At 63.4% G+C, this 20,771-nt stretch carries 17 protein-coding genes; 13 read left to right on the plus strand and 4 right to left on the minus strand.

What is annotated here, in order from left to right:
• Positions 1–190 precede the first annotated feature (190 nt).
• A complete protein-coding gene (locus L8F45_RS25555) occupies positions 191–1,219 on the minus strand; it encodes a nickel/cobalt transporter (RefSeq protein WP_342360644.1) in 1,029 nt (342 codons plus the stop codon).
• Positions 1,220–1,229: 10 nt separating this feature from the next.
• Positions 1,230–1,781: a DUF1007 family protein gene (locus tag L8F45_RS25560; protein WP_342360645.1), complete on the minus strand. Its 552-nt coding sequence runs from the start codon at positions 1,779–1,781 to the stop codon at positions 1,230–1,232.
• A gap of 308 nt (positions 1,782–2,089) precedes the next feature.
• Here L8F45_RS25560 and L8F45_RS25565 point away from each other — a divergent pair, with 308 nt between their 5' ends.
• The 12 genes from L8F45_RS25565 to L8F45_RS25620 all read left to right on the plus strand — a co-directional run bounded on the left by L8F45_RS25565 (position 2,090) and on the right by L8F45_RS25620 (position 17,205).
• Positions 2,090–5,599 (plus strand): indolepyruvate ferredoxin oxidoreductase family protein, encoded by a 3,510-nt coding sequence (locus L8F45_RS25565; RefSeq protein WP_342360646.1) that lies wholly within the window; start codon positions 2,090–2,092, stop codon positions 5,597–5,599.
• A 117-nt stretch (positions 5,600–5,716) separates the two neighbouring features.
• Entirely contained in the window at positions 5,717–6,142 is a 426-nt protein-coding gene (locus L8F45_RS25570) for an endonuclease domain-containing protein (protein ID WP_342360647.1), read from the plus strand.
• Between the two features lie 129 nt (positions 6,143–6,271).
• Positions 6,272–6,946, plus strand: a complete 675-nt coding sequence (locus L8F45_RS25575; RefSeq protein WP_342360648.1) for a Crp/Fnr family transcriptional regulator — start codon at positions 6,272–6,274, stop codon at positions 6,944–6,946.
• Between the two features lie 204 nt (positions 6,947–7,150).
• Positions 7,151–9,121 carry an AMP-binding protein gene (locus tag L8F45_RS25580; protein WP_342360649.1) on the plus strand — a complete coding sequence of 657 codons (1,971 nt, stop codon included), beginning with the start codon at positions 7,151–7,153 and terminating at the stop codon, positions 9,119–9,121.
• A complete protein-coding gene (locus L8F45_RS25585; protein WP_342360650.1) occupies positions 9,118–9,933 on the plus strand; it encodes an ABC transporter ATP-binding protein in 816 nt (271 codons plus the stop codon). Before L8F45_RS25580 ends, L8F45_RS25585 begins: the two co-directional genes overlap by 4 nt.
• 178 nt (positions 9,934–10,111) lie before the next feature.
• Positions 10,112–11,050 carry a branched-chain amino acid ABC transporter permease gene (locus L8F45_RS25590; RefSeq protein WP_342363572.1) on the plus strand — a complete coding sequence of 313 codons (939 nt, stop codon included), beginning with the start codon at positions 10,112–10,114 and terminating at the stop codon, positions 11,048–11,050.
• A gap of 4 nt (positions 11,051–11,054) precedes the next feature.
• The gene (locus L8F45_RS25595; RefSeq protein ID WP_342360651.1) at positions 11,055–11,435 is read left to right on the plus strand and encodes a VOC family protein; all 381 of its coding nucleotides are present in this window, start codon (positions 11,055–11,057) and stop codon (positions 11,433–11,435) included.
• Between the two features lie 185 nt (positions 11,436–11,620).
• On the plus strand, positions 11,621–12,700 hold the full coding sequence (locus tag L8F45_RS25600) for a branched-chain amino acid ABC transporter permease (protein ID WP_342360652.1): 1,080 nt from the start codon (positions 11,621–11,623) through the stop codon (positions 12,698–12,700).
• Positions 12,701–12,812: 112 nt separating this feature from the next.
• A complete protein-coding gene (locus tag L8F45_RS25605) occupies positions 12,813–14,129 on the plus strand; it encodes an ABC transporter substrate-binding protein (protein ID WP_342360653.1) in 1,317 nt (438 codons plus the stop codon).
• 254 nt (positions 14,130–14,383) lie between these two features.
• Positions 14,384–15,220: an ABC transporter ATP-binding protein gene (locus L8F45_RS25610; protein WP_342360654.1), complete on the plus strand. Its 837-nt coding sequence runs from the start codon at positions 14,384–14,386 to the stop codon at positions 15,218–15,220.
• Positions 15,221–15,257: 37 nt separating this feature from the next.
• Positions 15,258–15,938 (plus strand): zinc metallopeptidase, encoded by a 681-nt coding sequence (locus L8F45_RS25615; protein WP_342360655.1) that lies wholly within the window; start codon positions 15,258–15,260, stop codon positions 15,936–15,938.
• A gap of 34 nt (positions 15,939–15,972) precedes the next feature.
• Positions 15,973–17,205, plus strand: a complete 1,233-nt coding sequence (locus tag L8F45_RS25620) for a phenylacetate--CoA ligase family protein (protein WP_342360656.1) — start codon at positions 15,973–15,975, stop codon at positions 17,203–17,205.
• Between the two features lie 2 nt (positions 17,206–17,207).
• Here the strand turns inward: L8F45_RS25620 and L8F45_RS25625 are convergent, their stop codons facing one another.
• Both L8F45_RS25625 and L8F45_RS25630 read right to left on the minus strand, forming a co-directional pair.
• Entirely contained in the window at positions 17,208–17,912 is a 705-nt protein-coding gene (locus L8F45_RS25625; protein WP_342360657.1) for a uracil-DNA glycosylase, read from the minus strand.
• Positions 17,913–17,970: 58 nt separating this feature from the next.
• The gene (locus tag L8F45_RS25630) at positions 17,971–19,503 is read right to left on the minus strand and encodes a bifunctional metallophosphatase/5'-nucleotidase (RefSeq protein WP_342360658.1); all 1,533 of its coding nucleotides are present in this window, start codon (positions 19,501–19,503) and stop codon (positions 17,971–17,973) included.
• A gap of 185 nt (positions 19,504–19,688) precedes the next feature.
• Here L8F45_RS25630 and hemH point away from each other — a divergent pair, with 185 nt between their 5' ends.
• Positions 19,689–20,762, plus strand: coding sequence for a ferrochelatase (gene hemH, locus L8F45_RS25635; protein ID WP_425329965.1), 1,074 nt, complete (start codon positions 19,689–19,691; stop codon positions 20,760–20,762).
• The last annotated feature ends 9 nt before the right edge of the window (positions 20,763–20,771 follow it).

Here is a 20,771-nt window from a genome sequence, read left to right on the forward strand (position 1 = left end):
GGGTCCAGCGAATAGCTCGCGAGCGGAGCGAGCACGATAATTATTCAAAGAAAATGCGCACCTGCGGCGCAATTGTTTCGCTGGGCCCCGGACTTCATTCCGCTCGCTTGCGCTCGCTACATGAATCCGGGGACGAAGAGGCGCGTGATAATCGGAGCGTGGTGATTGTCAGTCCGGAGTAGTGCTGAAATCAGCTTCCCTGACCGCCGGCCCAGAGACCGAGCGCCAGCGCCGCGCCGGCGATGAGGATCAGCGCCGCAACGAAGACTTCGCCTGATGCGACGATGTAGAGGCCCGTGCGGCCGCGGCCGGACGCAAATTTCAGCGCCGCCTGCTTGAAGAAGACGGAGAGCGTGGCGAGCGCCGACGTGGTCAGCGCGGTGCCAAGCGACATGGCGACCACGCCAATCAGTCCCGCGCCGAACATCTTCTGCGACAGCGCGAAGACGAGCAGGATGATGGCGCCAGAGCAGGGCCGCAGTCCCGCGGCGAAGACGGTGGCGAGCCAGCCGCGCCACGACGTCGCGCCGTCGAGAATCTCTGGCGGCGGCGCATGCATGTGGCCGCAATCCTCGCCATCGATCGCGACGCTTCCCGCAGGCGCCGCGAGAAGCGCGAAGCGTCGCGACTTCGTCCAGAGCAGCCAGGCGCCCAGCGCCGCCATGGCCGCGAAGCTCGCGATCTCGATGACGTTCGTCGCCTGATTCATCTCGCGCGCGGTGGCGCCGAGCGCGACGCTCATCACGCCGACGAGCGCGATGGCGACGACGGCTTGCAGGATCGCGGCGGTGAAGGAGATGGCGACGCCGCGCGCCAGCGCGCGCTCATTGGCGATGATGTAGCCGGCGACGACGGCCTTGCCATGGCCGGGACCGGCGGCGTGGAACACGCCATAGAGAAAGCCGATCCAGAGCAGTCCGGTTTCGCCGTCGCCGCCGTCGCGGATCGCCGCAAGCGCGCCGGTGAGCGCGCGATAGAACTGCGCCTGCCATGACAATATCCAGGCGGCGATAGGGCCTGTCACCGGCGCCATTTCCTGCGGCGAGACGCCGAACGGCGTGCGCGCCGGCGGTCGCGGCGGCGGTGAGCCGGCGATGAAATAGAAGGAGGCAGAAATGATCGCAAGCGCGACGATGAGCGCCGCCGCCGCGATCAGAATCGCGCGCCATGTCACGCGCGAAGTCGATGGAGCGGGCGACGGGGCCGCGAGATCAGTCATGGGTTCGCCCTCACGGACAGGCGGCGACAGCGCGGCCGGAGAATTGCGCGCCGAAATCCGTGCCCTGCGGCAGCGACATCCAGAAGCTCTCGGATTTCGCCGAGCCGTCGTCGATCGCCTTCGGCTTCTGGAACGAGACGGTGCAGCCCTTCGGCGCATCCTTCAACGTGATGGGGCTGTCGCCCTGCGCCAGTACGAAGGCGATGAAATAGTTCGGGTCATAGACCTCGATCGAGAACACGCGGCCCGGCATGGGCGTCTTCAGCGGCAGCACGAAATACATGGTGAGCTGCTTGCCGTCCGACTCCATGTAGTAATCAGTGGGAGGCGCCACCTCGATCGGCTTTCCGTTCGCCTTGGCGACGGTGAAGTAATTCGATTCCGTCAGCGACTCGACATTCTCCTTCGCCAGCCCGCTCAATTCCTCGCGTGACAGCTTGCCGTCCTTGTTGGTGTCGAGGCCCTGCGAGAGATATGACGAGAAGCCTTCGTCGAAGGTCCAGGCGTGGCGGACGCCGCTGATCTTGCCTTCGGCGTTGTAGATGATCTCTGCGCGAGCCACGATCCAGACATGGGGATGAGCAAAGGCCGGGGATGCGCCCAGCCACAGGGCGCACGCGCACAGAAAGAAACCTAGCCAGCCTCGCTGGACGGAAAATCGTCGTCTCTGTCCAATCACGCGAGAAGTCCGTCCGAATGGCGCTGCGCCGCAGCACCCGTCTCCTTGGAATCGAAGGCGAAAGCAAGGCGGGCGGTTGACGCGCCATTCGATATATGTCAGTAGTGCTGACCTATTTGAAGAGGCTGTCCCATCCTATCTTAGGGATGGGAATCGATGGTCGCCTTTATCCAGGGCGACGGAGGACTTCGATGACGAACGCCCCGCTCCACACGGTTCATCTCGACGACAAATACGATCTCACGAAGAAGCGCGTGTTTCTGACGGGCACGCAGGCGGTCGTGCGCCTGATGATGATGCAACAGGAGCGCGACAAGCGCGCCGGTCTCAACACCGGCGGCTTCGTCTCGGGCTATCGCGGCTCGCCGCTCGGCGGGCTCGACCAGCAGTTCATCCGCGCGCGGAAACTGCTCGAACCTCGCAACATCGTGTTCAAGCCGGGCCTCAACGAAGAGCTTGCGGCGACGGCGCTGTGGGGCAGCCAGCAGGCGACCATGCGCGGCGAAGGCGCGGTCGATGGGGTCTTCGGCGTCTGGTACGGCAAGGGCCCCGGCGTCGACCGCTGCTCCGACGTGTTCCGCCACGCCAATCTCGCCGGCACGGACCGCCATGGCGGCGTGATCGCCATGATGGGCGATGATCACACGGCGGAATCCTCGACCACGGCGCATCAGTCGGAATTCTCCTTCGTCGATGTGATGATCCCGATCCTCAATCCCGCCGGCGTGCAGGAGATTCTGGATTACGGCCTCTATGGCTTCGCCATGAGCCGCTATTGCGGCAGCTGGACGGCGATGAAGCTGGTCAAGGACAATGTGGAATCGACGGCGTCCGTCGATGGTTCGCTTGATCGCGTGAAGATCATCATTCCCGGCGACGACGAATTCCAGATGCCGCAAGGCGGCCTCAATATTCGCGCGAGCGACGTGGTCGCGATGCTGGAGCAGGAAGCGCGGCTGCAGGAATACAAGCGCGATGCGATGCTCGCTTTCATCCGCGCCAACAAGATCAATCATCTCGTGACGCATGGCGGCAAGAATCCGCGCATCGGAATCATCACGACGGGCAAGAGCTATCTCGATCTCCGGCAGGCGTGGGACGATCTCGGCATCGACGAGGTGCGCGCGAATGATCTCGGCATCCGCGTCTACAAGGTCGGCTGCCCCTGGCCGCTCAGCCGTCGCGAGCTGATGGAGTTCGCGACGGGCCTCGACATGATCATGGTGGTCGAGGAGAAGCGCTCACTCATCGAAGTGCAGGTGCGCGAGGAGCTTTACGGCACCGGCGTCGAGCCCATCGTCGTCGGCAAGAAGGACGAGCAGGGCCAGTGGCTCTTCCCGGTGAAGGGTGCGCTCGATCCGAACGACATCGGCGTCGCTCTCGGCGAACGCATCCTGAAATACACGCCGTCGAACGAGATCGCGGCGCGCGTCGACAAGCTGCGTCAGGCGCAGAAGCGTCTCGCCGAGACGCAGGACGCGGCGCAGCGCACGCCCTATTTCTGCTCGGGCTGCCCGCACAACACCTCGACGAAAATTCCCGAGGGATCGCGCGCCTATGCCGGCATCGGCTGCCATTTCATGGTGCAGTGGATGGATCGTGATACGGTCGGCTTCACGGCGATGGGCGGCGAGGGTGCCAATTGGGTCGGCGAGCAGTGGTTCTCGAAGCGGGGCCACATCTTCCAGAATCTTGGCGACGGCACCTACAGCCATTCCGGTTCGCTCGCGATCCGCTTCGCCATCGCGAGCGGCGCGAACATGACCTACAAGATCCTGTTCAACGACGCTGTCGCGATGACCGGCGGGCAGGCGCTCGACAACAATCTGACCCCGCAGATGATCGCCAACCAGATCGCGGCCGAGGGCGTAAAGAAGATTGCGGTCGTCACCGACGAGCCGTGGAAATATGACGGCTCGCACGGCTCGTTCCCGACCGGCGTCACGGTTCATCATCGTGACGAATTGATCGCGGTGCAGAAGGAGCTTGCCGAGACGAAGGGCGTCACGGCGATGATCTATGACCAGACCTGCGCCGCCGAGAAACGCCGGCGCCGCAAGCGCGGCGAATTCCCCGATCCCGACAAACGTGTGATCATCAACGAGCTGGTCTGCGAAGGCTGCGGCGATTGCGGCGTGCAGTCGAACTGCGTCTCGGTGCAGCCGCTCGACACCGAATTCGGCCGCAAGCGGCAGATCGACCAGTCGAACTGCAACAAGGATTTCTCCTGCGTGAAGGGCTTCTGCCCGTCCTTCGTCACCGTGCATGGCGCGAAGGTGAAGAAGGCCGAGGTGAAGCGCGCCGATGTTGGCGGCCTCGCTTCGATCGAATTGCCCGAGCCTGTGATTCCTGAACTCAGTCATCAGCCTTTCGGCGTGATCGTCACCGGCGTCGGCGGCACCGGCGTTGTCACCGTCGGCGCGATCCTCGGCATGGCCGCGCATCTCGAAGGCAAAGGCCTCGGCATGATCGACATGGCCGGCCTCGCCCAGAAGGGCGGCGCGGTCTACAGCTATGTGAAGCTCGCGGCTTCGCCCGACGACATCCATGCGATCCGCATCGGCGCCGGCCATGCCGATCTCGTGCTGGGTTGCGATCTCGTCGTTTCCGGCACCAAGAAGGTTCTCGCTGGCGTGAAGCAGGGCGAAACGGCCGTCTTCGTGAACACCGCCGAGATCATGCCGGGCGACTTCACACGCAAGGCTGACTTTTCGCTGCCGGCCGAGCGCGTGAAGCGCGCCATCATCGCCGCCGCCGGCGAACAGAATGTCGAGATGATCGACGCGACGTCGATCGCGACGGGAATTCTCGGCAACGCCATCGCAGCCAACATGTTCCTGCTCGGCCTCGCCTACCAGTCCGGCAAGGTGCCGCTGACGGGCGAAGCGATCGAGAAGGCGATCGAACTCAATGGCGAAGCCGTGAAGATGAATCTCGAGGCGTTCCGCTGGGGACGTCGCGCGGCGGTGGATCGCGCCGCGATCGAGGCGCTGGTCGAGCCGTTGAAGGCGCCGACCAAGGCGCGCCATCTCTCGCAGTCGCTCGACGAGATCATCGCGCGTCGCGTCGAATTCCTTAACGCCTACCAGAACGCGGCCTACGCCGAGCGCTATCGCGCGCTTGTCGAGAAGGTCCGCGCCGCGGAGAAGTCGCGCGCGCCGGGGAAGAGCGGCCTTACCGATGCGGTCGCGCGCTATCTCTTCAAGCTGATGGCGATCAAGGATGAGTATGAGGTGGCGCGCCTCTATACCGACGGCGCCTTCATGAAGCAGCTCAACGCGACCTTCGAAGGCGATATGCGCTTCGAGTTCCATCTCGCGCCGCCGCTGCTGTCGCGGCCTGATCCCACGACCGGCCTGCCGCGCAAGATGAGCTTCGGCCCCTGGATGATGAAGGCGTTCGGCCTGCTCGCGCGCATGAAGGGCTTGCGCGGCACATGGCTCGACATTTTCGGCAAAACCGCCGAGCGGCGCATGGAGCGTCAGCTCATCGCGGACTATGAGAAGCTGCTCGACGAGATCATGACGAAGCTCGACGCCGATAATCACGCGCTCGCCGTCGCGCTCGCCGCGATCCCGGAGAAGATCCGCGGCTTCGGCCATGTGAAGGAGCGGCATCTGAAGGCGGCGAAGGCCGAGGAGGCGATGCTGCTCGACCAGTTCCGCGCCGCTCCCCAGCCGGCGAAGCTGGCGGCGGAATAAGGCTATGCGCCGTTGTTGCGATGCTGAGATAGAGGGCGATCGACAGCTACAATTTTCACCCTCCCCTTGAGGGGGAGGGTCGACGCCGGAGGCGTCGGGGTGGGGTGATCGCCAACCATGAAGCGACGCATTTCCGATTTTCGTCGCGCCAATGCATCGCGATTGCGCGCGTCTCAGACGGATGCCGAACAAAAGCTGTGGCGAGCGCTCGACCGGGTCCCAACATTTCGCACACATTTCAGACGACAGGTTCCGCTTGGCTCCTATATCGCGGATTTCGCTTGTCTCGCTGCGCGGCTGGTCATCGAACTCGACGGCGGCCAGCATGCTGAAGAAGCGCAGGCGCATCACGACGCTGTGCGGACGAAATGGCTTGAGCGCGAAGGCTATCGCGTGGTTCGATTCTGGAATGACGATGTCCTGAGCGACATCGAAAGCGTGCTCGATACGATTTACGCCGCAATGTATGGCTCGACCGAGCCTTACGAGTTCACCCCACCCCGACGCCTTCGGCGTCGACCCTCCCCCTCCAGGGGAGGGTGAAGATCCTGCCTATTCGCAGCTTCTTCGATCGTCGGCGCGTCAGCCGAGGGCGTTCAGACCCGGCTTCATCCTTGCCTCCCGCCTTGCCCTGCCGCATGACTGGTGGAGGCGCCGCCAGCGGAATCAGGCTTGATCTCACTTGAGCATCTCGACGCGATCGCGGTCTGGGCGGTCGATCTGACCGAGGAGGAGCGGGAGCGGGCGCGGCGCGGCATCATCGAGCGCGATTACGCCAAGGGCTCCTATATCTGCCATCGCGGCGACCGGCTGGATTACTGGACCTCCGTCGTCACCGGGCTCGTGAAGCTCGGCGCCGTCTCGGCGCAAGGCAAGTCGATCACGCTGGCGGGGCTCGGGCCGACGGACTGGTTCGGCGAAGGCTCGATGATCAAGGACGAGCCGCGCAAATATGATCTCTTCGCGCTGCGCGACACGCGCCTCGCGATGATGGATCGCAAGACGTTCAACTGGCTGTTCCAGCATAGCGTTGGCTTGAACCATTATCTCGTGCGCCAGTTCAACGAGCGGCTTGGCCAGTTCATCGGCAAGGTGGAGCAGGATCGTTCGCTCGGCCCCGCCGGGCGTCTCGCGCGCGCTCTGCTGCAGCTCATCAATCCGGTGGGACGGCCGAAGAAGAACGGCGTCGTCGCGATCAGCCAGGAAGAGCTTGGCCTTCTCGCCGGCATCTCGCGTCCGGCGGCGAACAAGGCGATCCGCGATCTCGAAACGCGCGGCCTGATCCGCACCGAGCCCGAAGGCGTGCGCGTGCTCGATCATGTCGCGCTGGAGAATTTTGAAGACTAAGGGCGGATAGCGGCGCCTGAGGCGCGCCCGCCTTTCGTCGCGCTTGTGAAGCGCGCATTCCCGCCGCAGACTATCCAAACAGAAGCTGTCTGTCTGTCAAGCCGTTGCTTGTGAAGGCGGGCGAAGGCCGCGACAACAGGCCCAACGATCCGGCGCGAGGGCCGGCGACAAGAACCGCCGAAGGCGGATCAGGGGAGGTTTGGCGTGACGACGGCGGAAACGTCCGGCGACACATTTCCGAAACTCGTCGCGCGCAATGCGACGACACGCGGAGGCCGGCCGGCCTACCGGCTGAAGGACCTCGGCATCTGGCAGCAATGGAGCTGGGCCGAGATTCACGAGACCAGCCGCGCTTTCGCACTCGGCCTCGCAGCGCTCGGCCTGAAGGCCGGCGACAAGATCGCGATCATCGGCGCCAACCGGCCGAAGCTCTATCTCGCGATGATGGCGGCCCAGTCGCTTGGCGCGATCCCCGTGCCTGTCTATGCCGACTCCGTCGCTGACGAGATGGCCTATGTGCTCGATCACGCCGAAGTCGCGATGGCGGCGGTGCAGGATCAGGAGCAGGTCGACAAGATTGTCTCCGTCGCCGAACGCACGCCGCGACTTGCTCAAATTGTCTATGATGAGCCGCGGGGCCTGCGCGACTATGACCATGCGCGCTTGGCGCCGATCGATCAGGTGATCGAGGAGGGCCGCGAGATCGCAAAGCGAGACGCGGCCGCAGTGGCGCGGCTCGACGCGTCGATCTCGGGCGGAAAAGGCAGCGATCTCGCCGTCATTCTCTATACGTCCGGCACCACGGGCCGCCCGAAGGGCGTGATGCTCACTTATGACAATCTGATTGCGGGCTCGTTGATCGGAATCGAGTTCGATGGGCTCAACGAGAGCGACGAGATCATCGCCTATCTCCCCATGGCGTGGGTGGGCGATCACGTCTTCTCCTATGCGCAGTCGATCATCGCCGGCTATTGCGTGAATTGCCCGGAGAGCGCCGAAACCGTCGTTGATGACAGGCGTGAGATCGGCACCACCTACGCTTTTGCGCCGCCGCGCGTGTTCGAAACCATGCTGACGCTGACCATGGTGCGCATGGAGGATGCGGGGGCGATGAAGCGGCGCATGTTCCACTACTTCATCGACCATGCGCGCAAATATGGCGAGAAGATCCTGAACAGGGAGTCCGTTCCCTTCGTTCCGCGCGTGATCTACGCGCTCGGGAATCTCCTCGTCTATGCGCCGCTGCGCAACCGCTTCGGCCTCACCAAGATCAAGACGGGATATACGGCGGGCGAGGCGATCGGGCCTGAAATTTTCCGCTTCTTCCGCTCGATCGGCGTCAATCTCAAGCAGCTCTACGGCCAGACGGAAGCGTCGGTCTACATCACCATGCAGCCGAACGCCGAGATCAAGGCGGATACGGTGGGGTCGCCGGCGCCGCGCGTCGAGATCAAGATCGATGAGGCGGGCGAAGTGCTCTATCGTTCGCCCGGCGTGTTCGCCGGCTATTTCAAGGACGAACAGAAAACGGCGGAAACCAAGACGGCGGACGGGTTCGTGCGCTCCGGCGACGCGGGATTCTTTGACTCCCAGGGGCATCTGAAAATCATCGATCGCGCCAAGGATGTGGGAAAACTCAATGACGGCGCTCTGTTCCCCCCGAAATACATCGAGAACAAGCTGAAATTCTATCCCAACATCAAGGAGGCGGTCGCGTTCGGGCAGGGCCGCGATCATGTCGCCTGCTTCATCAATATCGATCTCGTGGCGGTGGGAAGCTGGGCCGAAAGAAACAATGTGATCTACGCCAGCTATCAGGAGCTCGCCGGTCATCCGCAAGTTTATGCGATGATCGAGAAGCATGTGGAGGAGGTGAACCGATCGCTTAGCATCGAGCCTGCGATGGGCGGCGCGCAGATCAGCCGTTTCCTCATTCTCCACAAGGAGCTCGATGCGGATGACGGCGAACTCACGCGCACGCAGAAGGTGCGCCGCGGTTTCATCGCCGAGCGTTATGCGCCTTTGGTGGCGGCGCTCTATGACGGCTCGACGGAAGCCGATGTCTCGACCGAAGTCACCTTCGAGGACGGCCGCAAGGGCGTGATCGCGGCGCGCGTGAAAGTGCGCGACGTCAAGACCTATCCGGTGCCTGCGCGGCTGGAGGCGGCGGAATGAACGCGCCCGTCAAGATGCCCGTCGAAGGCGCGCCGCTCAGCAAAGGCGAGACGCTGCTCGCGGTCGAGAACGTGTCGCTTTCCTTCGGCGGCGTGAAGGCGATCCGCGACGTGTCGTTCGATATCCGCAAGGGCGAGATTCGCGCGATCATCGGCCCGAACGGCGCCGGCAAGACTTCGATGCTCAACTGCATCAACGGATTCTATCATCCGCAATCAGGCCGCATCACCTTCAAGGGTAAGGCGCGCGCCCGCATGCGGCCCTATGAGGCGGCGAGCCAGGGCATCGCGCGCACCTTCCAGAATGTCGCCTTGTTCAAGGGCATGTCGACGCTCGACAACATCATGGTCGGGCGCACGCTCAAGATGTCGACGCCTTTCTTCTGGCAGATATGGCGGCATGGTCCCGCGATGAAGGAGGAAATCGCCCATCGCGCCGTGGTCGAGGACATCATCGACTTCCTGCAGATTCCGCATATCCGCAAAACGCCGGTCGGCAAGCTGCCTTACGGCTTGCAGAAGCGCGTCGAGCTGGCGCGCGCGCTGGCGATGCAGCCGGAGCTGCTGCTGCTTGATGAGCCCATGGCCGGCATGAATCTCGAGGAGAAAGAGGATATGTGCCGCTTCATCCTCGATGTGAACAATCAGTTCGGCACGACCATCGCGCTGATCGAGCACGATATGGGCGTGGTGATGGATCTGTCCGACCGCGTCGTGGTGCTCGAATATGGCCGCAAGATCGCGGATGGAACGCCTGCGGACGTGAAGAGCGACAGCCGCGTCATCGACGCCTATCTCGGTGTGGCGCATTGAGGGGCGCATGAGCGACGTCACGCTGAAATCCGAACTCGCCGCCTTCCGCATGACGCCGGGATTGTGGGCGCTCGTCGGTCTTGCCGCCTTCATCCTCGTGCTTGTCGTGGGATCGCTGACGGGCGCGATCGACAAGGATGCGCTCCTCTACAAGGTGTTCATCGATCCCTTCGCGCAGATGGTCGATATGCCGGACCTTCTTGTGCAGACGCTGTGGGAAGGGCTTGTCGGCGGCGTTCTCTATGCGCTGATCGCGCTCGGCTTCGTGCTGATCTTCAAGGCCTCAGGCGTGTTCAATTTCGCGCAAGGCATCATGGTGGTGTTCGCGGGTCTCACGCTTGTTGGCGGCTATGAAAAACTTGTGGCGCTTGGTCTCTCCGGCGAACTCGCCGCCTTCATCGCGCTCGCCGTCGCGGTGCTGGTGATGTTGCTGCTTGCCATCGGCGTCGAACGCGTGGTGCTCAGGCCGCTGGTCAATCAGCCCGACATCATCCTGTTCATGGCGACGTTCGGGCTCACCTATTTCCTGATCGGGCTTGGCGAAGCGATCTTCGGCGGCAATCCCAAGGTGATGATCGCCGACCAGCTTTTCCTGCCGCGCGGCGCCATCGACCTCAATATTCTCGGTGGGCGCGTCACCTTGCAGAAACTCGATATCGCGGCGGCGGTGATCGCGTCCGTGATGATCGCGGCGCTGGGCTTCTTCTTCCAGTATACGCGCATCGGCCGGGCGCTGCGCGCCGTCGCCGACAGCCACAAGGCGGCGCTCTCCGTCGGCATTTCGCTCAACCAGATCTGGGTGGTGGTGTGGTTCGCGGCCGGAGTCGTCGCGCTCGTTACCGGAATTATGTGGGGCGCGCGTTCGGACGTGTCGTTCGGCCTGCAGGTGATCGCGCTGAAGGCGCTGCCGGTGCTGATCCTCGGCGGCTTCACCTCGATTCCCGGCGCGATCGTCGGCGGGCTGATCATCGGCGTCGGCGAAAAGCTCGGCGAATTCTATTGGGGGCCGCTCGTCGGCGGCGCCGTCGAATCCTGGCTCGCCTACATCATCGCGCTGTTCTTCCTGCTGTTCCGGCCGCAGGGTCTGTTCGGCGACACCATCATCGAGAGAATCTGACGCCATGGCTCACAAAAGCCGTCTGGCCTGTCTGGTGATCGACTGCAAGACCACCGATCTCGACGAAGCGATCCGCTTCTGGGGCGGCGCGCTGGGCTATCCCGTCTATCGCAGCGAGGATGATCCCCGCTACGCCATCATCGAGACGCCGACCGATCAGCCGAAGATGCTGCTGCAAGCGGTTGATCACGACAGCCGCATTCATCTCGACATCGAAACTGACGACAAGGGCGCCGAAGTCGCGCGACTCGAGGCGCTTGGCGCCAGGATCGTGGCGCGCATGAGCCGCTGGATCGTGATGGAGGCGCCGACCGGCCATCGCTTCTGCGTGGTCAATCCGCAACGGCCCGACTTCGCCGCGCGCGCCCATGAGTGGAGCGAATGATGTGCGCTTTCGCCAATTTCCCTCCCCCCTTGTGGGGGAGGGTGAGGGAGGGGGGTGCAGAGCGCGCCTCCTTGCTACGATTTCGCGTTGCTCACCCCCCTCTCCAACTCTCCCCCACAAGGGGGGAGAGAGTTCGGTCGTGTCCTTCGCGGCCGATCGAGTGCATTTCTGCGAGGAGATGAGGCGTGCTCTACCGCGAGGCCGGGCAATACAAGACGAGCTACGCCGCCGACATGGCGATTTTCCCGCTGCGGCAGGACCGCATCGGGCTCGGCGTCATTCTCGCGATCGCCTTCCTGCTCATCCCGGCGACAGGCAACGATTTTTTCCTGTCGTCGGTGATGATCCCGTTCCTCGTCTTCTCGCTGGCGGCGGTCGGGCTCAACATTCTCACCGGCTATACCGGGCTGCTCTCGCTTGGCTCCGGCGCCTTCATGGGGGTCGGCGCCTATGCCTGCTACAAGCTGACGACGGCGTTTCCCGGCGTGAACATCATCATCTGGATCGTCTGCGCCGGCTTCTTCTCCGCTGCGATCGGCGTGCTGTTTGGCTTGCCCAGCTTGCGCATCAAGGGCTTCTATCTCGCGGTCGCGACGCTTGCGGCGCAGTTCTTCCTGCAATGGAGCTTCGTGCGCATTCCCTGGCTCTACAACTACAACGCGTCAGGCGCGATCGAGGCGCCACAGCGATTCCTGTTCTCGATTCCGATCACCGGCGGGCGCGCGACGCCGGAGACGCGCTATCTCGTGCTGCTCGCGCTCGTCGTCGCGATGACATGGCTTGCGTCCAATCTCGTGCATGGCCGCATCGGCCGCATGTGGATGGCGGTGCGCGATATGGATATCGCGGCCGAGCTGATGGGCATCAGGTTGCTGCCGACGAAGCTGCTTGCATTTGCGGTCTCGTCTTTCTTCTGCGGCGTCGCCGGCGCCTGCATGATGTTCCTGTGGTATGGCGGCGGCGAAGCAAACGACCTCTTCAACATCAATCTCAGTTTCAACATCCTGTTCATGGTGATCATCGGCGGGCTGGGAAGCCTCATCGGCTCCTTCATGGGCGCGGCCTTCATCTCGATCCTGCCGACCGCGTTGAAGTTCGGCCTGCCCGCCATCGGCATCCCGCTGCTCGGCTCCACCGCCGAACACATCACCTACATGCTGGTCGGCGCGCTGATCATTTTCTTTCTCATTGTCGAGCCGCATGGGCTCGCGCGGCTGTGGCAGATTCTCAAGCAGAAGCTTCGCGTATGGCCGTTTCCCTATTGAACCAAGAGCCTCGTCGTCGGCCTGTCCGGATTATCCGGTCCGCACAGGCTCGCGACAGAAGAGGCCAGCAGCAAGCAAACCCGATTGGAGGATGACCATGGATGCAAGAGTGATGAAGAGGGGCGCTGTTTTCGCAGCGCTTGTCGCCGCGGCCGCATTCAGCGCGCCGGTGAATGCGCAGGACACGCTGTATATCGCCAACAACAGCTATCGCACGGGGCCTTTCGCCGGCTCGGGCATCCCGATCGGCGATGGCATGCGCGACTACATGACGATGCTGAACGAGCGCGATGGCGGCATCGGCGGCGTGAAGATCAATTTCGAGGAATGCGAGACGGGCTACGACACCAAGAAGAGCATCGAATGCTACGAGCAGGGAAAATCGAAGGGCATGCTGCTCTATTCCCCCTGGTCGACCGGCGCGACGCTCGCTGCGATCCCGCGCGCGCATGTCGACAAGATTCCGATTCTCTCGATGGCGTACGGGCTTTCGGCGTCCGCCGAAGGCAACACCTTCCCATGGGTGTTCATCCCGCCGGTGACCTACTGGGACGGCGCGTCGATCATGGTGAAATACATGGCGGCGCGCGAAGGCGGTCTCGACAAGCTCAAGGGCAAGACGCTCGGGCTCATCCATCTCGATGCGCCGTTCGGCAAGGAGCCGATCCCGGTGCTTGAGAACCTCGCGAAGAAATACGGCTTCACCGTCAAGCTCTATCCGGTCGCCGCGGCCGACATGCAGAACCAGAGCGCGGTGTGGCTCAACATCAGGCGCGATCGCGTCGACTATCTCTATAATCAGGGATGGGGCGCGATGAATCCGACCGCTGTGAAAGAAGCGGTGCGCAACAACTTCCCGATGGACAAGCTGGTCGGCGTCTGGTGGGCCGGCGGCGACGACGATGCGCGCGCCGGCGGAGCGCAGGCGAAGGGCTATCGCTCGCTCAACCTGCAGATGGCGGGCGTGAACTTCCCGGTCATTCAGGACATCCAGAAATATGTCGTCGACAAGGGCAAGAGCCTGTCGCCGAAGGAGAGGGTCGGAGAGAATCTCTATAACCGCGGCGTGCTCAACGCGATGCTGATCGCGGAAGCGATCCGCAATGCGCAGAAGGTCTCGGGCAAGAAGGTTCCGACCACGGACGATGTGCGCAAGGGACTCGAGATGCTCAACATCACCGAGGCGCGCCTGAAAGAGCTCGGCATGGAAGGCTTCACCATTCCGATGAAGGTGAGCTGCAACGACCATAGCGGCCACACCAAGGTCTATGTGGCGGAGTGGGACGGCGCGAAATGGACGAAGTCGTCGGACTGGCTCGAGCCGATCCGCGATGAGGTGCGTCCGCTCATCGAAGAAAACGCCAAGGATTATGTCGAAAAGAATGCGGGCTGGCCGAAGCGCACGGAAGCCTGCGCGAGCAGCTCGTAAGGGCGGTAGCGCCGTTCCCTTCTCCCCGTCTCGACGGGGAGAAGGTGGCGCGAAGCGCCGGATGAGGGGCCGTCAGAAGTGGCGATTTGCAACGCACCTCACCCGATTTGCTCGCGACGATGCTGCGCATCGCGCTCCGCAAATCACCCTCTCCCCGCATGCGGGGAGAGGGACGCGCGGCACGATCGCGATCTGGTGAAAGCGTTTTCTCCTGCCGCTTCTTGTGGCGGCGGAGGAAAGAAGGAGTGGCATCGATGTCCGCCGCTTTGAAACCTGCAGCGCAACCTGCCGACCTCATCCTGTCGGTGAACAATATCGAAGTGGTCTATGACCACGTCATTCTCGTGCTCAAGGGCGTGTCGCTCGATGTGGCGCGCGGCGGCATCGTGGCGATCCTCGGCGCCAACGGCGCGGGCAAAACGACGACGCTGAAAGCGATCTCCAATCTTCTACGCGCCGAGCGCGGCGACGTCACCAAGGGCAGCATCGAGTTCAATAGCGAGCGCGTCGACAAATTGTCGCCAAGCGAGCTCGTGCGGCGCGGCTGCATCCAGGTGATGGAGGGCCGCCATTGCTTCGGCCATCTCTCGATCGAGGAGAACCTGCTCACCGGCGCCTTCACGCGGCGCGATGGCGCGGCGGCGATCAAGCGCGATCTTGAAATGGTGTATGAATATTTCCCGCGCCTGCGCGAGCGCCGCAACTCCATGTCGGGCTATACGTCCGGCGGCGAGCAGCAGATGTGCGCCATCGGCCGCGCGATGATGAGCCGGCCGAAGATGATCCTGCTCGACGAGCCTTCGATGGGGCTCGCGCCGCAGATCGTCGAGCAGATTTTCGAAATCGTGAAGATCGTCAACGAGAAGGAGGGCGTGTCCTTCCTGCTTGCGGAGCAGAACACCAATATGGCGCTGCGCTACGCGACCTATGGCTACATCATGGAGACTGGGCGCGTCGTCATGGACGGCTCTGCGCAGTCGCTCCGCGAGAACGAGGATGTGAAGGAATTCTATCTCGGGGTCGGCGGCGAGGGCCGCAAGAGCTTCCGCGAAGTGAAGAGCTACAAGCGCCGCAAGAGGTGGCTGGCGTAATGTTGCGGTCGCGCGCCGTCGCCATCACATTGAAGGCATGCCCTATGCCCTGCTCGGCCTCTTGCTCCTCGTCCTCGTCTTCGCCCCCCAGCTCTGGGTGCGGCAGGTGATGACGCGCCATTCATTGCACCGCCCCGATTTTCCCGGCACGGGCGGCGAACTCGCGCGGCATTTGCTCGATGAGGCGGGATTGCACGAGGTCAGCGTCGAGACCACGCCCGCCGGCGATCACTATGACCCTGTGACCCGCGCGGTGCGGCTGACGCCCGCCAATCATGACGGGCGATCGATCACGGCCGTCGCGGTAGCGGCGCATGAGGTGAGCCATGCCGTGCAGCATGCGCGCGGCGAGAGGCTGTTCGACTGGCGCGGACGGCTGATGCGGCTCCTTGTAGGCGCCGACCAGATTGCGACGATCGGCTTCTTCGTCATTCTTGCGCTTTCGATCGTCACCCGCTCGCCTTTCATCCTGCTGGCGCAAGTTGCATTGATGGTGTTGCTGCTCGTCGCGCATGTGGCGGCGCATCTCGTCACGCTGCCGCTCGAAATCGATGCGAGTTTCGGCAAGGCGTTGCCGGTGTTGGAGCGCGGGCGTTATCTCGCCAGCGCCGATCTGCCGGCGGCGCGGCAGGTGCTGCGCGCGGCCGCTTTCACCTATGTCGCCGCTGCGCTCATGAGCATTCTGAACATCCTGCGGATGATGCGGTTCGGACGATGAGATCGTTCGCCGCGCCGCGCGAGGAGATGAGGCGATGACGGGCCATTACGACGCGCGCGAGACGCAGGCTCCGGAAATGCGCGAGCGCGATCTGTTCGCACGATTGCCGGCCGCTGTCGCGCGCTCGCTTGAAACGCCGGGCTGGCGCGTGCATCTGGGATCGCTCGACGCGCGCGCAATCTCGTCCCGCGAGGCGCTCGCCGAGCTCCCAGTGCTGCGCAAGTCGGATTTATCGCGCCTGCAGAAGGAGAATCCACCTTTCGCCGGATTCGTCAGCGGGTCGCTTGGCGCCTTCGGACGGCTGTTCACTTCGCCCGGTCCGATCTTCGAACCGGAAGGACGCGAGGACGACGCCTGGCGCGCGGCGCGTGCGCTGTTTGCCGTGGGCTGCCGCGAAGGCGATATCGTCCTCAACACCTTCAGCTATCATCTGACGCCGGGCGGCTTCATCATGGATTCCGCCGCGCGCGCGTTGAAATGCCCTGTCATTCCCGCGGGCCCGGGCAATACGGAGCAGACGCTCGACGTGGTTCAACAACTCAGGCCCAGCGCTTATTGCGGCACGCCCGATTTCCTGAAAATTCTGCTCGACAAGGCCGGTGCGCTCGATCGCGACGCGTCGTCGATCAGGCGCGCGCTTGTTTCAGGCGCGGCCTTCCCGCCATCTTTGCAAACGGAAATGAAAGCGCGCGGCGTCGACGCCTATCAGACCTACGCCACCGCCGACGTCGGCGTCATCGCCTATGAGAGCCCGGCGCGCGAAGGGCTGATCATCAATGAAGACATCATTGTCGAGATCGTGCGTCCGGGCACCGGTGATCCCGTTGCCGAGGGCGAGGTTGGCGAAATCGTCGTGACCACGCTCGATCCGCATCATCCGATGATCCGGCTGGCGCTCGGCGATCTCACGGCCGCGCTGCCGGGCGTGAGTTCCTGCGGCCGCACCAATATGCGCATCAAGGGCTGGATGGGCCGCGCCGATCAGACGGCGAAGGTGAAGGGCATGTTCGTGCGTCCCGAACAGATCGCGGAGATCGGCAAGCGCCATCCCGAACTCGCGAAGCTGCGTCTCGTGGTGTCGCGCGCCAATGAGCAGGACGAGATGAAATTGCGTGCGGAAACCGCTGCGCCATCGGAACATCTGGCGGAAGCAGTGGCGGAGAGCGTGATCGCGCTCACCAAACTGCGCGGAGCGGTCGAGTTCGTCGCGCCGGGCGCGTTGCCGAACGACGGCAAGGTGATCGCCGACGAGCGGCCGATTGGTTGAATTCACCAGTCGATGGCGCGCATATTTTTGGCGCGCAGAAATTCATTCGCCCGCGAAAACGGTTTCGAGCCAAAGAACCCGTTCCGCGCCGAGAGCGGCGAAGGATGCGCGCTTTCGATGATCAGGTCGCGCGAAGCGTCGGTGAGGTCGCGATAGCTGCGCGCTTTGTCGCCCCACAGGATGAAGATAGCGGGCTTTCCACGTTTGGCGACCGCTCTCACGGCTTCGCGCGTCAGCTCCTGCCAGCCGAGCTTCATATGTGCGCCGGCGGCGCCGGCCTCGACGGTGAGCGCCGTGTTGAGGAGCAGCACGCCCTGTTTCGCCCAGTCGCTGAGATCGCCATTCCCGCGCTCGATTCCGAGATCGCTCTTCAGCTCCTTGAAGATGTTGCGGAGCGAAGCAGGCAAGGTCCCGTCGCCGACATAGGAGAAGGCGAGACCGTGCGCGTGCCCGGGAGTGGGATAGGGATCCTGCCCGAGAATGACGACGCCGGCGCGGTCGAGCGGCGTCAGATAGAGCGCGCGAAAGATGTCCTGCGGCGCAGGGAGAATTTTCACGCCGCGCGCCGCGCGCGCATCGACTTCACGCAGCAACAGCTTTGCGCGGCCTCCGGAGAAAAAAGGAAGCGAGCGCCAGCCTTGATCGAAATCGCCATCTGCAAGCGCACTCTCCAGCGCGCCCGCATAGGCGGAGCTTAGATCGTTCATGGGATCATCGAGCGTCCGCGATCCCGACGCCTGGTCGGAATCGCGAATGCGCCGTCGCTCACTTGATGGTGATGCGGCCTTCCACCTGGCTCGTCACCGTGCCGAGCTTGCGGATATAGACCATCACCTCATTCGCCATCAGCTTGCCGTCGGTCAGGCCGATCAGCATCTTGCCCTTGCCGAGCGAGGTGTAGCCGTCGCCGCCGGCGAGGATGTATTCGTTCGCGGCGACCTTGTAGCTCTTGGCGGGATCGAGCGGAGCGCCGTTCACCGAGACCGACGTGACGCGCTGGCCGACCGGCAGCTTGGGATCGAACTCGTACTTGATGCCGGAGACCTGCGCGAAGCGGCCGGCGCGCGCCTCGTAAAGCGACACGCCATTTTCGAGCGCGGCCTTGAGATCGGAGCCCTTCAGTTCGATCATCACGGTGACATTGCCGAACGGGAGTTCAGTGAGGATGTCGCGGCGGGTCAGTTTCTGTCCGGCCGTATATTGCTTGTTGGCGCGAATGCCGCCGCCATTGACGATCGCGGCTTCGGCGCCGGTCGACGCCTTGATCGCGTCAGCGAAGAGATTGCCGATCGCCGTCTCGCGGGTGCGCACGCTGATCGTGGTCGAGTCGAGCGGCACGGAGGTCACGCCGAGATCGACATCGAGCTCCTTCGACAGCTCTCCCTCGTATTTCTTGACGACGGCGAGGGTCTCCGGATCGGGCGTCGCATTCCGGGAATCGTTGATGCGGAAGGAAGGCGACCAGCTCACCACGCGCTTGCCGTCGACAGTGCGCGACGAGAGCGCGAGATCGACGGCGGTGACGTAGTTTCCTTCCTCGTTCGACTCCACCATCACCGTCTTGCCGTCGAAGCCGACCGCAAGATCATGGTCGTGGCCGGTCAACAGCACGTCGACGAGCTTCGACTTGACGATGGCGTTGTCTTCCTCGCGATCGGTGTGGGCGCAGCAGACGATGATGTCGGCGCCCTGGTCGCGCAGCAGCTTCACCTGCGCGCGCACAGTGTCCATCGTCGGCAAGAATTTGATGTCGCCCGGCGTCGAAAGCTGATCGGTATAGGGCAGCGCGACGCCGAACACGCCGATCTTGTAGCCTGCCCGTTCGAACATCGCGTTGTCCTTGTGATCGGGCAACGGGGAGCCATCCGCCTGGCGCATGTTGGCGGCGAAATAGGGGAATTTCGACTGCTTGAAGCGCTTGAAATAGACGTCCTTGCCAAAGTCGAATTCGTGATTGCCGGGCACGAACACGTCGGGCGGCGCCATGTTCGTCAGCTCGACGATGTGCTCGCCCTGATCGAAGCCGGACATCAGCGAGGGCGAGAAGGTGTCGCCCGCGTGGAAGTAGATCATGGGCGTTCCCTTCGCCCGTTCTTCCTTCACGATGCCGGAGAGGCGCGCGAACCCGCCACGGCCCTTGTCTTCGCTCATCTTGTAGATGTCGTTGACGAGAAGCAGCGTCACCGTCGCGCCAGCGCCCTGCGCGGCTGCGGGCGTGTGGCCGGACGCCGCCGCGACGCCTGTCGCCGCCAGCGCGCCGAAAGCCTTGCGTCGGGAAATCACGGTCGTCTCGGTCATGGGCGGCGGCTCCTGTCTGGAATTCGTCGAAACGGTAGAGCGGATGAGGCCGCTCTGTCATCCGAAATTGCGGTTGTCTTTCGCCGGCTCATGACAATGTTTTGGCGGCTCGTGGCTGCGTGCGTCGCGGAGGCCAATTGTGCCGCCCGGCCGCATGCCCCATGAGCCTCTTCAAAGACGCCCCGATGACGAGACCCATGACAACAGCCGAAGCCCGAGCCAGCGCCGCGCCTCTCCCCGCCGACCATCCCGTGTCGAAGGTCGGGAAGATCGGCGTGCTGCTGTTGCAGCTCGGCACGCCTGACGGCACCGACTACTGGTCGATGCGGCGCTACCTCAAGGAATTCCTCTCTGACCGGCGCGTGATCGAAACGCCACGCTGGCTATGGTGGCCGATCCTCAACCTGATCATCCTGACCAAGCGACCCTCGTCGAAAGGCAGGGATTACGAGTCGATCTGGAACAAGGAGCTGAACGAGGGGCCGCTGCTGACGATCACGCGCGCGCAAGGAGAGAAGCTCGCCGCGCGTCTCGCCGCGCTCGATGAGCGCATCATCGTCGATTTCGCCATGCGCTATGGCAATCCGACGACGGATTCGCGCATCCGGGCGCTGAAGGATGAGGGATGCGACCGCATCCTGCTCTTGCCGCTCTATCCCCAATATGCGGCGGCGACGACGGCGACCGCCTGCGATTCCGCCTTCAAGACGTTGATGGACATGCGCTGGCAGCCCTCGGTCAGAACCGCGCCCGCCTGGCATGACGAGCCCGCCTATATCGGGGCGCTGGCGGAGAGCGTGAGGGCGAAGCTCGCCGGTCTCGATTTTACGCCCGACATGCTGATCGCGTCATTCCATGGCGTGCCGAAGGAGTACCTTCTTAAGGGTGATCCCTATCACTGCCAGTGCGTGAAGACCGGTCGCCTCCTGCGCGAGGCGCTGGGCTGGGAGAAGGATCGCTTCATGACCTGCTTCCAGTCGCGCTTCGGTTCGGCCGAATGGCTGAAGCCCTATCTCATCGACACCATGGGCGAGCTGCCGGCGCGCGGCGTCAAGAAGGTCGTGGTGATCGCGCCGGGCTTCACCACGGATTGCCTGGAGACGCTGGAGGAGATCGAGGTCGAGAACCGCAATCACTTCCTGCATCATGGCGGCGAGAAGTTCGCCTATGTCCCCTGCCTCAATGACAGCGACGCCGGGATCGATGTGATCGAGAGGGTGGCGCGGCGCGAATTGATGGGTTGGTCGCCGGCCGCCTGACGCAAAAAA

The sequence above is a fragment of the Terrirubrum flagellatum genome (assembly GCF_022059845.1).
Lineage (GTDB): Bacteria > Pseudomonadota > Alphaproteobacteria > Rhizobiales > Beijerinckiaceae > Terrirubrum > Terrirubrum flagellatum.